14 protein-coding genes are annotated in these 13862 nt (G+C 45.6%); 4 read left to right on the top strand and 10 right to left on the bottom strand.

What is annotated here, in order from left to right; all coding sequences use genetic code 11:
- Positions 1 to 11 precede the first annotated feature (11 nt).
- Positions 12 to 368 carry a transcriptional regulator gene (locus tag ViNHUV68_RS12460; protein ID WP_372243057.1) on the top strand — a complete coding sequence of 119 codons (357 nt, stop codon included), beginning with the start codon at positions 12 to 14 and terminating at the stop codon, positions 366 to 368.
- Positions 369 to 1071: 703 nt separating this feature from the next.
- A complete protein-coding gene (locus ViNHUV68_RS12455; RefSeq protein ID WP_391088372.1) occupies positions 1072 to 1875 on the top strand; it encodes a hypothetical protein in 804 nt (267 codons plus the stop codon).
- Here ViNHUV68_RS12455 and ViNHUV68_RS12450 read toward each other — a convergent pair.
- From ViNHUV68_RS12450 to argR, 5 genes are all read right to left on the bottom strand, one after another.
- Positions 1863 to 2258 (bottom strand): DUF2061 domain-containing protein, encoded by a 396-nt coding sequence (locus tag ViNHUV68_RS12450; protein WP_391090320.1) that lies wholly within the window; start codon positions 2256 to 2258, stop codon positions 1863 to 1865. The genes ViNHUV68_RS12455 and ViNHUV68_RS12450 overlap by 13 nt on opposite strands.
- A 144-nt stretch (positions 2259 to 2402) precedes the next feature.
- On the bottom strand, positions 2403 to 2840 hold the full coding sequence (locus ViNHUV68_RS12445; protein ID WP_038175321.1) for a universal stress protein: 438 nt from the start codon (positions 2838 to 2840) through the stop codon (positions 2403 to 2405).
- A gap of 98 nt (positions 2841 to 2938) precedes the next feature.
- Positions 2939 to 5518 carry a TRAP transporter permease gene (locus tag ViNHUV68_RS12440; protein WP_038175322.1) on the bottom strand — a complete coding sequence of 860 codons (2580 nt, stop codon included), beginning with the start codon at positions 5516 to 5518 and terminating at the stop codon, positions 2939 to 2941.
- Between the two features lie 217 nt (positions 5519 to 5735).
- Positions 5736 to 6704, bottom strand: a complete 969-nt coding sequence (locus ViNHUV68_RS12435; protein ID WP_038175323.1) for a TAXI family TRAP transporter solute-binding subunit — start codon at positions 6702 to 6704, stop codon at positions 5736 to 5738.
- Positions 6705 to 7035: 331 nt separating this feature from the next.
- Positions 7036 to 7506 (bottom strand): transcriptional regulator ArgR, encoded by a 471-nt coding sequence (gene argR / locus ViNHUV68_RS12430; protein WP_038175324.1) that lies wholly within the window; start codon positions 7504 to 7506, stop codon positions 7036 to 7038.
- 334 nt (positions 7507 to 7840) lie between these two features.
- Between argR and mdh the strand changes: the two genes are divergently transcribed.
- Together mdh and ViNHUV68_RS12420 are read left to right on the top strand one after the other, a co-directional pair.
- Positions 7841 to 8773 carry a malate dehydrogenase gene (mdh, locus tag ViNHUV68_RS12425; protein WP_038175325.1) on the top strand — a complete coding sequence of 311 codons (933 nt, stop codon included), beginning with the start codon at positions 7841 to 7843 and terminating at the stop codon, positions 8771 to 8773.
- A gap of 97 nt (positions 8774 to 8870) precedes the next feature.
- Positions 8871 to 9047 carry a hypothetical protein gene (locus tag ViNHUV68_RS12420; protein WP_169739014.1) on the top strand — a complete coding sequence of 59 codons (177 nt, stop codon included), beginning with the start codon at positions 8871 to 8873 and terminating at the stop codon, positions 9045 to 9047.
- A gap of 71 nt (positions 9048 to 9118) precedes the next feature.
- Here ViNHUV68_RS12420 and ViNHUV68_RS12415 read toward each other — a convergent pair whose 3' ends face one another.
- The 5 genes from ViNHUV68_RS12415 to ViNHUV68_RS12395 all read right to left on the bottom strand — a co-directional run bounded on the left by ViNHUV68_RS12415 (position 9119) and on the right by ViNHUV68_RS12395 (position 13805).
- Positions 9119 to 9508, bottom strand: coding sequence for a RidA family protein (locus ViNHUV68_RS12415; protein ID WP_038175327.1), 390 nt, complete (start codon positions 9506 to 9508; stop codon positions 9119 to 9121).
- A gap of 133 nt (positions 9509 to 9641) precedes the next feature.
- Positions 9642 to 10103, bottom strand: coding sequence for an aspartate carbamoyltransferase regulatory subunit (gene pyrI, locus ViNHUV68_RS12410; RefSeq protein WP_038175328.1), 462 nt, complete (start codon positions 10101 to 10103; stop codon positions 9642 to 9644).
- Positions 10104 to 10120: 17 nt separating this feature from the next.
- A complete protein-coding gene (gene pyrB, locus ViNHUV68_RS12405; protein WP_038175330.1) occupies positions 10121 to 11050 on the bottom strand; it encodes an aspartate carbamoyltransferase in 930 nt (309 codons plus the stop codon).
- A 255-nt stretch (positions 11051 to 11305) separates the two neighbouring features.
- Positions 11306 to 12310 carry an ornithine carbamoyltransferase gene (argF, locus tag ViNHUV68_RS12400; protein ID WP_391088367.1) on the bottom strand — a complete coding sequence of 335 codons (1005 nt, stop codon included), beginning with the start codon at positions 12308 to 12310 and terminating at the stop codon, positions 11306 to 11308.
- 118 nt (positions 12311 to 12428) lie between these two features.
- On the bottom strand, positions 12429 to 13805 hold the full coding sequence (locus ViNHUV68_RS12395) for a PhoH family protein (RefSeq protein ID WP_038175334.1): 1377 nt from the start codon (positions 13803 to 13805) through the stop codon (positions 12429 to 12431).
- Between the last annotated feature and the right edge of the window lie 57 nt (positions 13806 to 13862).

Genomic DNA, 13862 nt, shown 5'->3' with positions numbered 1-13862 from the left:
GTGTGGATGGTATGAAAGCAAAAATCGGCATTCTATCAGAAGAGCTTGCTCGTAAGCGTATGGTTCGTATTGCAGAAGGAAAAGTGACGTCTGAAGAACCTTACCCTCAATTTTTGTTTGAGTCACTGGCTGCACTTTCACAACTGTTGTCTAACGAAAATGTTGAACTGTTGAATTTGATTGCTCGCGAGAAGCCAAACAGTTTTGATGAACTTGCTGAAATGAGTGGGCGCAGTATCAAGGATGTTACTGATGCTTTCGATGCTCTTTCATCTAAGGGCTTTGCTTGCCTGGATGTGAGGGGAATGGAATCTCGACCAATAGCGTTGTTTACGAAGTTCGAGATCGTTATGGGCAGTTTGCTTTAACTTTGAACTGTTAATTAGCATCAATATAAATGGTATATGCAAACAAAACTCCAATAATTTTTGTTAGATTGATTGTGTGCAACTTGGTTCGCATTTCGAGGTTGCTTTTTAGCTTAAGCTGGCATATCGAACACAATAATCAAGGAAGCAATAAATGAAATACTATGTAAACAAAAACAAACAACCTAATGGAGATAATGAGGTTCATACATTAAGCTGTTCATGGTCTCCCGCAGAGCATAATCGTGTTTATTTAGGAGATTATGCTAGTTGTGCACCAGCAGTAGTGCGAGCACGCCAACTGGGATATAACGCCAATGGATGTGCACATTGTAGTAGTGCTTGTCATACATCATAGTTTCACAGTTAATGATAAAAGGTGAGAATTCTAATGGAAAGATTCTCACCTTTTATAAGTTACAACCTTGAATTGAGTAAAAAGGTGAGAATAGTGTGAGAAGTCTTTCTAAGAAAGCGTTCTCATACTAATTTAAATAAATAAAGTGTAGAGGTGTTCGAAGGCGAAGATGCGCTTTACCCAGAAGAAGATGACAGCGACGAAGAGTAAGCCGTCGAGCTCATGACTGAATCTGAATATCAGCCAATTGGCTGATATTTTTGTATTGGTCCCTTGGTTGGCTATCTTTTGACGCTCACCTGGTATTATAATCGTCAAACTTTGATCTAAGACAAGTTTGAAACTATGCAACTCTCTCTTGCTGGCCTTTGGCAAGTCTCACCGTTGACTGACTTATCTATCCCTCAGGATGACATTACGTTTCCTGCTCCATTGAGCCAAGCACTCCCTGATACACTGTCTGAAAGCGAAATTGCTGAGCAAGAGTGGCATTTAATGCACGATATTGATGTTGATGAGTCGATGTTGGCGTATCCATCAATTGATCTTGTGATGGCTGGGATCGACTATTACGCAGAAGTGCGTCTTAATGGCGTCGCCGTTTTTGATTGTGATAAGTCTCAGCTGGTTTATAAAAAAGATATTCGTCCTTATCTGCAATTAGGTCGCAACCGTTTTGAGATTTTGTTTCTGGAAGAGGAGCAAGATTGGTTGTTGGACGAGCAAGAGAGCGCGCCACTTTGTCCTTTGATTGCAAAGGATGACACTCCATCTGACTCACGCATCGGCGTGTGGCAAGTTCCTTACCTGCAGTTGATTGCCAATGTTCGTTTAGAGCATGTGGCGACAGAACAGATTTGGCACCATGGCGGTGGCTGTGAATTCCTTGTTGATCTCTACTATAAAACGTATTCACCAGGTCTTGTGTCGGCGTCGGTTAAATTTAATGCTATGACCTACCACTTGCCGATTGATGTGCGAGATAATCACACTAGTGCGTTGTTCCAGATTGATGCGCCCATTTATGCCGATGTGAGTCATCCTAAGCGTGAAGATTTGTATCTGCTTGAGGTGACGCTTGATGGTCAAACTCAACGCTTTCGTATTGGTTTGAGTCGCGATCTTTGCGTCACACACTATGCACTGTGAATACAGCCCCATTCAAGGCGTGCATGTTGTTTACGTAACCACACTTTTTCATGCCAGTAGTAGGCAAAGGTATTAATCGTTGGCTCGATGGTGGCCATAATTCCGCCAACAAACGCGTCACCGGTGACTAGGTAAACCACGCTAAATGCAACGCTAAAGTGTACGATAGCAAAGCTGGTTGTCTTCACTTTGGCTGATTGAGCCAGTGTGCGCAGTGCGGCGTTGTTACTCCAGACACGTTCATGAAAGTAAAACGCAACGGTGTTGACCGATGGCTCAATCATGGCAATCAGACTACCGAGCAGAAGATCACCGGTTAGCAAGTACGCTACCGTCAGGGCGATGGTAAAGTGTAAGGCGGCGAAAGTAGCGGTCTTTTTCATCATCATGGCCTATCGTTGGTTGGGATAGGGTTATTATTGATAACTATTCGCATTAAACGAAGTGGATTTAACCGATACTCTTGATAGGTAATATCAATGAAAAAGGCGCTCAATGAGCGCCTTTGGTGTTATTTGAGCTTGTATTTACCCTTGCGGCTTAACGACAAGAACGTTAATCGGAGAGTTATGCACCACTTTACTGGCCACTGAACCAAGCACGACTTTATCAATCTTAGAGCGTTTATGACTTGGCATTACGATCAAATCTGCACCGAGTTTTTCTGCATAATCAAGGATGGTGGCATAAGGCTTCCCTTCCGCAACATGCACTTTATACACGACATCTTCGGCAATATGCTGCACAGCGAACTTTCTCAGTTGGCTTTCGACGTCTGCTTTCATTTTCATTGCGGCATCTTTGGGGAAGTAGGTCGCAACCATCGACATATGGATGCCCGGTAGAACGTTGAGCAGATGGACGACTGCGTTGGATTGCTTCGCTTGCCACACGGCAAGCTCAACGGCTTTGTCTGAAAAGCCTTTGTCGTTTAAATCGACCGGAACGAGAATTTGTTTATACATTGTAATATCTCTATGTCATCTCTTACCGCTTAAAACGGTAGAGTGGATTGATTGCATCTTATTAGTTTAGCCCCACACCCAGTGCGGGGCAGACTAAGTTACGCGCTCAGTTGTTCCTTGCGGATTCGGCGTTTCTGGTTTAACCCTAGGCCGATCAAAATCAATAGGGCGGGTAAGAAAACCCACTCTTTCATTGGTCTATCTGCTTCGACGACCACAGAACGAATTTCCCAATCAAAGTCGACACCAGAAGATTCAGCCGGACTGCCAAACTCGACCATATCAACGATCATTCGTCCGTTGGTATTGTTGAGCATCAACCCCATCGAAGCAATGCGTTCTTGTGCTGTTGTCGCTTGATCATCGAAAGGAAGACGTACCGTTTTTGAGATGTAATCACCTTCAAGATTTTCACCAGCAACCAGCAATTCGATCTCTTCGCCGACATTCATTTGTCCTGCAACTTGAGCGATCTCTGTGCCAGGGTAGAGCAATTTAGCTGGGTAAATTTGATCCCACCAAAAGCCAGGACGGAAGAAGGTAAAGGTCAGAACCAATAATAGAACCGTTTCCCACCACTTGTTCTTGGTAAACCACCAACCTTGCGTTGCTGCAGAGAATATCAGCATAGCGATAATTGAAGATATGATCGTGAGCATTAAATGCCACCATGTATCAATCCCCATCAACAATAATTGGGTATTGAAGATAAACATGAATGGCAAAATAGCGGTACGAATATCGTAGGTAAAGCCTTGAATACCCGTACGGATGGGATCAGATTTTGCGATTGCTGCCGCGGCAAAGGCAGCCAAACCAACTGGCGGAGTATCATCGGCCAAAATACCGAAGTAGAACACGAATAAATGCACCGCGATCAATGGAATGATCAAGCCACTTTGTGCGCCTAAGGTCACAATCACAGGAGCCATCAAGGTAGAGACTACTATGTAGTTGGCGGTTGTTGGCAGGCCCATGCCTAATATCAAACTGATCACGGCGGTAAATAGCAGCATCAGTATGATGTTACCGCCAGAAATGAACTCGACAAAGTCGGTCATCACTAGGCCGATACCGGTTAAGGTGACCACACCCACAACTGTGCCAGCCGCTGCGGTCGCAACACCGATACCAATCATGTTACGCGCGCCGGAAACTAAGCTTTCGACCAGATCAACAAAACCAACTTTGGTTTGCTGAGCAATAGAACCTTGTTTGGAAAGTATCGCCAGCAGAGGACGTTGAGTGATCAAAATAAAGATCATAAACACGGTCGCCCAAAAGGCAGATAGGCCAGGTGAAAAGCGTTCTACGGTTAGACACCATACCAACACAACGATCGGTAGCAAGAAATGCAGCCCCGATTTGATCGTTGGACCAGGATCGGGCACTTCAGTTAGTTCGGCATCAATCTCGAGTGCGCCTTCTTCGGCGTATTTGGCCGAGATAGAAACCAGACCAACGTAAGTGAGTAACAGCGCCACTGTCATGATCGATGTTGCGGCTTCACCAAACACATCTTTGGTCCAGCCAACACCGTAATAGACCGCGCCACTGAGAATACACAAGCCTAAAATAGTGCCGGTGAATGACAATAGACTATGAATCAACTTCGGAGTATGACGACGTGGAAGCCCTGTCATTCCAGCTTTACATGCTTCTAAGTGAACAATATAGATAAGCGCAATGTAAGAGATAAGCGCGGGCAAAATTGCGGCTCGAATCACTTCAACATACGAGATGCCGACATATTCGACCATTAAGAAAGCGGCGGCACCCATAATCGGTGGCGTTAGCTGGCCGTTGGTTGAAGCGGCCACTTCGACCGCACCGGCTTTGGTTCCAGGGAAGCCAACGCGCTTCATCAATGGAATGGTAAAAGTACCGGTCGTCACTACGTTGGCGATTGACGAACCAGAGACTAATCCAGATAGCCCTGATGCAACGACGGCAGCTTTGGCTGGGCCGCCGCGCATGTGACCAAGCAGTGAGAAGGCGACTTTAATAAAGTAAGCACCGGCTCCTGCACGCTCTAACATGGCGCCGAAAAGGACAAATAAGAAAACAAACGAGGTAGAAACCCCAAGTGCAACGCCAAAAACCCCTTCCGTGGTTAGCCAAAGGTGTGACATAGCTTTGTTGAGGCTAGCGCCTTTATGGGCGATCACGTCTGGCATGTATGGACCGCCAAAAGTGTAAAGCATGAAAACAGCGGCCACGACCATTAAAGGGGGACCAAGTGCGCGGCGAGTGGCTTCAAGCAACAACACCATGCCAATGACTGCCACAATGATGTCTAGTGAGGTCGGTGCCCCCGAACGGCCCGCCAATTCGGTATAAAAAAGATAAATGTAAGCGGCAGATAAGCTGCCAGCAAGCGCCAATAACCAGTCAACCGCTGGAATATGATCGCGAGGAGAATTCTTCATCGCTGGGTAAGCAGTAAACGCAAGGAAAACGGCAAACATGAGATGAATAGATCGTGCTTCAGTGTCGTTAAGTACGCCAAAATTGAAAATGAATGGCAAAGGTGATGCGTACCAAAGTTGGAATAATGACCAACAAAGTGGCACAAACCATAAGATGCTACCCGCAAGCCCTGATGGGGCGCGTGCACCTGTATCGGATTGAGCTACCATTTCTTGCACATCTTGAGACGGAGTGGTTGTCTTCGACATGTACTAAATCCTTATTATAAACGGTCCGTATATTTATGATTGTCAGAACCTGTATTTAGCATCTTTCATTGTAGTGAAAAGATGAAATATTGCTCAGTTGTTTAGTTTTATTAGAGATAAAGAAAAGGTGAGTTTCAAGAGGACAAAACTCAAAGCAGATGTTGTGATTAAAATTAGTCACCGAGAAGGCGTTGCCTTCTCGGTGGTCAAAGGTGACTTACTTAAGTAGGCCAATCTCTTTGTAGTACTTCTGTGCACCTGGGTGTAGAGGAATCGAAAGACCCGCTTTCACCATGTCTTCTTTTTTCAGGTTTGCAAACGCAGGGTGTAGGCGTTTGAACGTATCGAAGTTTTCGAATACAGATTTTGCTACGTTGTAAGCAACATCATCAGAAACGTTGGTTGTCGTAACCATGGTTGCTGCAACACCAAAACTGTTTACGTCTTTGTCAGTGCCACGGTACATGCCTGCTGGTACTGAGCTGTAGGCGTAGTATGGGTTATTCGATACGATGGCATCGATCTTAGCACCCGTTGCAGGAATTAGCTTCGCATCACATGAAGTTGTCGCTTCTTTGATTGATCCGTTTGGATGACCAACCACATAGACAAAGGCATCAATTTTGTTATCACACAACGCTTGTGAACGCTCAGAACCTTTAAGTTCTGACGCAAGTTTAAAGTCTGCGTTGGTCCAGCCCATTGCTTCCATTACCACGCCCATTGTTGCGCGGTCACCAGAGCCTGGGTTACCAATGTTAACGCGCTTACCTTTCAGGTCAGCCACGCTTTCAATGCCAGCGTCAGTACGTGCGATGATGTTGAATGGTTCTGTGTGTAGAGAGAACACGGCGCGTAAATCTTTGTACGGGCCTTGCTCAGCAAACTTACTTGTACCGTTGTAGCCGTGGTATTGCCAGTCAGACTGAACGATACCGAAGTCGAGTTCGCCTGCGCGAATCGTGTTGACGTTGTAGATCGAACCGCCCGTAGACTCGACAGAACAACGAATATTGTGTTCTTTACGACCTTTGTTAACTAGCTTACAAATTGCACCACCAGTTGGGTAGTAAACACCCGTAACTGAACCTGTACCAATAGTGATGAACTCTTGGGCGTTAACTGCGCCAGCGCCGATAACGGCCGCTGCAATCGCACCAACTTTAATAAGTTTGTTCAATGCCATGAATTTCCCTTCCTTATTCATTATTAACCCTAAGCAAGTGTAGTTGCTTAGAGAGTTTCCTCGTGCTGGAAACGGCATCTTTTTCAATCCGTATGTTGAAAAAGTGGCTGAATAATAGCAAAAAATTGGCACATAATTACACGCGTGTTAAAAAATATAGTCAATATGCCTATATGCAACGTGAATGTGGTAGGAATGTTTTAATATTTACTTTATTTAAAATCAGCAGCTTAGCTCTTAGTTAGTGCTTAAGTGTGATTTTTTTAAGATGTGATCTAAGTCACGCCGTCAAAGCGACGACGTGTATACCCCTTTGAGCGGCAATTTTTGCTTAGCCTGTGTACTCAAAAAGGTCGCAAACGGAAGCGAACAGTTGCTCTGTTGTAATCGACAAGGTTGGGGTAATAAATATCGTATCATCACCGGCAACGACGCCAAGTATGCCTTCTGATTTGCCCAATGAGTCTAACAAGCGAGCGATCAGTTGCGCAGCGCCAGGACCGGTATGAATCACAACCAGTGCATTGTTGTGGTCAATATCGAGTACCAATTCACGTAATGAGCTTGAAACTGTTGGTACGCCCAACTCTGCTGGCAAGCAGTAGACCATTTCCATTTTGGCATTACGTGTTCGAACGGCACCAAACTTAGTCAACATACGTGACACTTTAGATTGGTTGATATTGTCGAATCCTTCATTCTTGAGGGCTTCGACAATATCGCCTTGGGAACCGAAACGCTCTTCTTTTAATAGGGCTTTAAAAGCGCGAACGAGGTTATCTTGTTTTTCAGAATGGCGCATGATGTTCTTTCTATGTTTGTGGGTATAAAAAGCAAGTGAATATTCTCGCATAGCTATGCAGTTAGTGCCAATGGTAACAGCCAAATCTGTCTAACGTATCACTGTAAATTGACACAATATCACGCTAAGAAATACGACCTAACCCTTTGTCATTCAAGGTGAAGAAGCACATAATAGCCACCTATTGTGTAGCACGTTTTTGTCTGGTTGCGCAAGGTCGCAAAGCTGACGTTAATTGATTGTAATCAGGATGTGATTGGTTTAGCTTGAGCGTGCCCGATTAAAAATTGCCCTACAAAACATATATAAGAGAATCTTCTCAAGGAGAACTACGATGAAAGTAGCTGTTATTGGTGCCGCTGGTGGCATCGGTCAAGCCCTCGCCCTTCTACTTAAAAACCGTCTTCCAGCGGGTTCAGATTTAGCCCTTTACGATATCGCACCAGTGACCCCTGGTGTAGCGGCTGATCTTAGCCACATCCCGACGCCTGTATCTATCAAAGGCTATGCGGGTGAAGATCCAACGCCAGCACTTGAAGGTGCAGACGTGGTACTGATTTCTGCAGGTGTGGCGCGTAAGCCAGGTATGGACCGTGCAGATCTATTTAACGTTAACGCGGGTATCGTTAAATCGCTTGCTCAACGCATTGCTGATGTTTGTCCAAAAGCGCTCGTGGGTATCATTACCAACCCTGTTAATACGACTGTGCCGATTGCGGCTGAAGTGCTCAAGCAAGCCGGTGTGTATGACAAGCGCCGTCTATTCGGCATTACTACTCTTGATGTGATCCGTTCTGAAACCTTTGTTGCTGCTTTAAAAGACAAAGATCCAGGTGAGGTTCGTGTTCCTGTTATCGGTGGCCACTCTGGCGTGACGATTCTGCCGCTACTTTCTCAAGTCGAAGGTGTTGAATTTACCGCTGAAGAAATTGAAGCGCTAACAAAACGTATTCAAAATGCCGGCACGGAAGTGGTTGAAGCGAAAGCGGGCGGCGGCAGTGCAACCCTTTCTATGGGTCAAGCAGCATGTCGTTTTGGTCTTGCTTTAGTCAAAGCATTGCAAGGTGAAGAAGTTATAGAGTACGCCTACATTGAAGGTAATGGTGAGCACGCTCCGTTCTTCGCGCAACCCGTTAAACTGGGTAAAGAAGGTGTTGAAGAGATCTTGAGCTACGGTGAGCTGAGTGATTTCGAAAAATCTGCACTGGATGGCATGCTTGAAACGCTAAATGGCGACATTCAAACAGGCGTTGATTTCGTCAAGTAAGCCAGATTGATTTCAATCAGAAGCCGACGTTCGCGTCGGCTTTTTTGATCTTTTACTTTTGTCGCACGTAAGGAGGGTAGACAAGAGGAGAGTGAAGATGGAAATCTGTCAGGTAAAACAAGGCATGTTGGTCGAGTGTGCGCAGGGAATTGGCAAGGTGCTGGTGGTTGATAGAGCAACCAATTCAGTATTGATTGAAGAGCAGTCTTCTCAGAGACAACTGGCTGTCGAGGTTAGTCAACTGATTGATAGTTCTCGGTGTCAACCCAGCTAAAAATTAGGATTAATAAATCGTAGTGGTTTAAAAGCGAGCACGTGGCTCGCTTTTTGGTTTTTGTGTGCTGTTTACTTGCGCACTGCGATCGCTTCAATTTCGATACCGACATCTTTTGGCAGACGTGCTACTTCAACACATGAACGTGCTGGGTAGTTGGCAACGTTGTGCTCATCAAAGAACTTGCCGTACACCTCATTGACGGTACCGAAGTCGTTTAGATCTTTAACGAAGACTGTCATTTTTACGATATCAGTCACTGAAAGACCAGATGCTTCTACAACCGCTTTTACATTCTCAAGTGATTGACGTGCTTGTTCTGCGATATCGGCAGACACTTCACCAGTGGCAGGATTCACCGGGATTTGGCCTGAAGTCAGGACCATATTGCCTAGGTCAACACCTTGTACATATGGGCCGATTGCTGCTGGGGCAGATTCTGTGTGAAGCACTTTAGTCATTATTATATTCCATCGGTTAGGGTCAAAATTCAGGCATTTAGTGTGCCGCGAAACCCAGTCGGGGTAAAGAAAAAATCCTCACTCATCACGAGCAAGGATCGACATTTTTGTTGGTTTATTGCGCCGGGGTTGCTTAACGCTCAGTCACGATATCGCGCGAGAATACCTTTTCGCAGTATTTACACTTGAGGCGAATATCTTGTTTCTTTTCGACCACTTTAAAGCTGCTTTCTACAGGCTCGTCGTGGCTGATGCAGTTAGTGTTTGGGCACTCAAACACATTATTAACTTGCTCAGGAAGCTCCAGCGCTAGCTTCTTGACGACTTTATAATCTTCAATTTGATTGACGGTTGCATGTGGTGCGTAAAGGGCCAATTTACTGGCTTGTTCTTCACTAATAAACACATTCTCAATCTTAAGTAGATCTTTGTGTCCAAGTTCAGAAGAGGGAAGGTTTAAGCCGACCGTGACACGTTGCTGTGATTTGTCCATTGAGAACAGTTTGAGCACTTTAATGCCAATTTGGGCCGGGATATGGTCGATTACGGTACCATTTTTAATTGCTTCAACCTGCAATTGAGTCTGTTTAGCCATTGATGTTTCTCCCTCGATTACAGTGTTTGATTCAGTACTAAAGCCAATAGAGCTTCACGAGCGTAAACGCCATTTTCCGCTTGCTGAAAGTAGTACGCGTGTGGCGTTTTATCGACGTCGACGGTAATTTCGTCTACGCGTGGCAGCGGGTGAAGTACTTTGAGATTGTCACGTGCGCCTTCGAGCATCGCCGCAGTAAGAATGTAGGCTGACTTTATATGAGCGTACTCTGACTCATCAAAACGCTCTTTCTGTACGCGCGTCATATAGAGGACATCCAGCTGTGGGATCACGGTTTCCATATCGGTATGCAAACTGTAAGCGATACCGGCGTCATCCAACTCTTCACACAGGTAATCTGGCATCGCTAATGCTTCTGGGGCAACAAAGAAGAAGCGGATATTGTTGAACTTCGCGAGAGCTTGAGTCAGTGAATGAACCGTTCGGCCGTATTTAAGATCGCCGACGAAAGCAACGTTAAGGTTATCTAGACGCCCTTGAGTCTCGGCAATCGAGAACAGATCCAGTAGCGTTTGGGTTGGATGTTGGTTTGCACCATCACCGGCGTTAATGACTGGTACGCCGTTAGAGAATTCAGAGGCAAGACGCGCGGCTCCTTCTTGTGGATGGCGCATAACAAAAGCGTCAACGTAAGAAGAAATAACCTGCACCGAGTCCGCTAAGGTTTCGCCTTTCTTAGCTAGTGAAGTATTACCACCATTATCAAAACCAATCACATCGCCACCGATACGCTGGATGGCGGTTTCAAATGAAAGACGCGTGCGGGTGGATGGTTCAAAAAAACAGCTCGCAATCACTTTGTTCTTAATCAGCTCCGGTTTTTGCTCGGCTTTCAGTTCACCTGCTGTGTTGACAATTAATTCCAGCTCGTCACGCGACAGCTCAGGAATTGAGATAATGTGCTTGTTGTAAAGCGAGTTTGTCATAGTCATCTTCCCATCTGAGTACGAATTTTAGGCAATAAAAAAGCCCCCCATTACGGGAGGCTTTAAAAATCGTTAGAAATAGAAAAAACCAACGACGGTAAGCATTTCCGCTTACCCAGTGTAATACGTTGTGTAGAACACGAATTACGTGGCATTTTTTTCTCTATATCCAGACAAATTGCGCAGCATTATACGCCTAACTTTTTCCAATGCAAGCGATTACATTGTGGCCTTGTTGTGCTGGTTATTGTTTGTTTACGCACCGAGTGTAGCGACCATCACCGCTTTAATTGTATGCATACGGTTCTCCGCTTCATCGAAGACAATCGAATGCTCAGACTCAAAGACTTCGTCAGTCACTTCGAGGCCTTTCATGCCATATTTTTGTGCCACTTGTTTACCAATCGCCGTTTGATCATCATGGAACGCCGGTAAGCAGTGCATAAACTTCACTTGTGGATTACCGGTTTGCTCAATAACCTTCATATTGACTTGATAAGGCGTCATCATGGCGACACGTTCATCCCAAGCTTCAGGGGCTTCGCCCATAGAAACCCAAACATCTGTATAGAGATAATCACACCCTTGTACTCCTTCCTCTACGTTTTCCGTTAAGGTGATTTTCGCGCCAGTTTGTTTGGCGATGGCTTGGCAGGTAGTGACTAACTCGTGTTCTGGCCAAAAGGCTTTTGGTGCGACAAGGCGAATATCCATGCCCATTTTGGCCGCGCCAACTAACAGAGAATTCCCCATGTTGTTGCGTGCATCGCCAAGGTAGGCAAACTTAATCTGATGCAGCTGTTTACCGCGTCCATGCTCAAGCATGGTTAGGAAGTCAGCCAGAATTTGCGTTGGGTGAAACTCGTTAGTTAAACCATTCCAAACTGGAACGCCGGCGTAGTGACCGAGATCTTCGACAATCTCTTGACCAAAACCACGGTATTCAATGCCGTCGTACATGCGACCCAATACGCGAGCGGTATCTTTCATTGACTCTTTTTGACCAATTTGCGATCCCGATGGGCCGATGTAAGAGACTTGCGCGCCTTGATCAAATGCCGCCACTTCAAACGCGCAGCGAGTGCGAGTTGAGGCCTTTTCGAAGATCAATGCGATATTTTTACCGACCAGTTTCTTTTGCTCAGTGCCGGCATATTTCGCTTTCTTCAGGTCGGCAGAAAGATCGAGCAGAAACTGGATCTCTTTAGGGCTGAAATCCAACAATTTGAGGAAGTTTCTGTTACGTAGGTTAAAGGCCATACTCCAGTCCTTGAATGCTAATTCATTTAATGGAGATAGTTAAACATATTTAAACGGCGTTTGTGAATATTTATTTTAAAATAATGGTGAGATATGAATTATATCTCACCATAAGTGATTATAAATTCTCTTCGGCAAATTCAGCTAAGCGGCTGCGTACCACGCCATTAAGGTGGATATTGGCACTGCCTTCAAAGCTTTTGAAGCGCTCAACCATGTAAGTTAATCCAGAGGTAACCGGGGTTAAGTAGTGAGAATCAATTTGTGCTAGGTTACCTGAACAGACGATCTTGGTTCCTTCACCACAGCGAGTAATGATGGTTTTGATCTGCGACGCAGTGAGGTTTTGACATTCATCAAGCAGAACAAAAGCGTTTTGGATCGAGCGACCGCGCATAAAGTTGATCGACTTAAACTGAATGTTAGCTTTATCACAAATGTATTTGAGCGAGCCTTCAGTGCAGTGATCGTGCTTATGTAATGCCTCTAGCGTGTCGGTCACGGCGGCGAGCCACGGCAGCATCTTCTCTTCTTCGCTACCGGGTAAGAAGCCAATCGACTCGCCAATATCTGGCGTGTTTCGAGTGACAATGATCTTATCAAACATACCTTTCTCTATGGTCTGTTCGAGTGCGGAAGCGAGCGCGAGTAAGGTTTTACCACTACCAGCAGCGCCGGTCAGGATCACGAGATCAATATCTGGATCGAGTAACGCATCAAGTGCCATGCCTTGGTAGATATTCTTCGGCGTGATATCCCATGCGCGGCGGTGCATCAATCTTTCGCGACTCAGATCTTTGATGGTCACTTTGTCTTGTTCAATCTCTTCGACGCGGCCAGCGAAGTCACTCTCTTCATCAATCACATATTGATTAATATAGGTAGGCTCAAACGTTTGTCTATCAAGTGTATGGTAGGTACGTCCAGCGAGGTTGCGGCTTTCGACGTCTTGCACGTTACTCCAGAATTCGCCTTCGATTTGTTGAAAGCCTTTGGTGAGGTACTGAACATCATCGATCAATTGGTCAGTGCGGTAGTCTTCAACAAAACGCACGCCAGCCCCTTTGGCACGTAACCGCATGTTGATGTCTTTAGTCACTAAGATGACTTCGCGCGGCGCACGCTTGTTTTGCAAGTAAAGCACACCATTCAAAATGCGATTGTCGCCAGCCTTGTCGGCAAAGGCTTTGATGGTCTCGTGCAGTTCAAAATCAGCCAAAATAGCGACATGGCCTGTGGTGGTATGATCTCTGTTGATGGGAATGCCGTCGGATATTTCATCTGGCGTTGCGTCTTTAAACATCGCCTCTAAGGCGCGAATCGCAACACGTGCATCACGCGCGACATCACGTTTACTGTCTTTGATACGATCAAGTTCTTCAAGTACGGTCATCGGAATGATGACGTCATGTTCTTTAAAAGAGTAAATGGCGAGCGGTTCGTGAAGAAGAATGTTTGTGTCTAGGACAAATAGCTTCCGGTCTGTATCACCCATAAGCGTCTCCTTGCCGCGGTGCGGCTTGCTTACCCCTCATACTTGCGCATGAAGTGG

The sequence above is a fragment of the Vibrio sp. NH-UV-68 genome (assembly GCF_042940635.1).
GTDB lineage: Bacteria > Pseudomonadota > Gammaproteobacteria > Enterobacterales > Vibrionaceae > Vibrio > Vibrio pacinii.
The sequence above is the reverse complement of the archived record's forward strand: the minus strand, read 5'-3'. Positions and strand labels throughout refer to the sequence as shown.

Bases quoted from the DNA above. Each gene is read 5' to 3' on its own strand.
- ViNHUV68_RS12460 (WP_372243057.1), top strand. From the start codon at position 12: ATGAAAGCAAAAATCGGCATTCTATCAGAAGAGCTTGCTCGTAAGCGT.
- ViNHUV68_RS12455 (WP_391088372.1), top strand. From the start codon at position 1,072: ATGCAACTCTCTCTTGCTGGCCTTTGGCAAGTCTCACCGTTGACTGAC.
- ViNHUV68_RS12450 (WP_391090320.1), bottom strand. From the start codon at position 2,258: ATGAAAAAGACCGCTACTTTCGCCGCCTTACACTTTACCATCGCCCTG.
- ViNHUV68_RS12445 (WP_038175321.1), bottom strand. From the start codon at position 2,840: ATGTATAAACAAATTCTCGTTCCGGTCGATTTAAACGACAAAGGCTTT.
- ViNHUV68_RS12440 (WP_038175322.1), bottom strand. From the start codon at position 5,518: ATGTCGAAGACAACCACTCCGTCTCAAGATGTGCAAGAAATGGTAGCT.
- ViNHUV68_RS12435 (WP_038175323.1), bottom strand. From the start codon at position 6,704: ATGGCATTGAACAAACTTATTAAAGTTGGTGCGATTGCAGCGGCCGTT.
- argR (WP_038175324.1), bottom strand. From the start codon at position 7,506: ATGCGCCATTCTGAAAAACAAGATAACCTCGTTCGCGCTTTTAAAGCC.
- mdh (WP_038175325.1), top strand. From the start codon at position 7,841: ATGAAAGTAGCTGTTATTGGTGCCGCTGGTGGCATCGGTCAAGCCCTC.
- ViNHUV68_RS12420 (WP_169739014.1), top strand. From the start codon at position 8,871: ATGGAAATCTGTCAGGTAAAACAAGGCATGTTGGTCGAGTGTGCGCAG.
- ViNHUV68_RS12415 (WP_038175327.1), bottom strand. From the start codon at position 9,508: ATGACTAAAGTGCTTCACACAGAATCTGCCCCAGCAGCAATCGGCCCA.
- pyrI (WP_038175328.1), bottom strand. From the start codon at position 10,103: ATGGCTAAACAGACTCAATTGCAGGTTGAAGCAATTAAAAATGGTACC.
- pyrB (WP_038175330.1), bottom strand. From the start codon at position 11,050: ATGACAAACTCGCTTTACAACAAGCACATTATCTCAATTCCTGAGCTG.
- argF (WP_391088367.1), bottom strand. From the start codon at position 12,310: ATGGCCTTTAACCTACGTAACAGAAACTTCCTCAAATTGTTGGATTTC.
- ViNHUV68_RS12395 (WP_038175334.1), bottom strand. From the start codon at position 13,805: ATGGGTGATACAGACCGGAAGCTATTTGTCCTAGACACAAACATTCTT.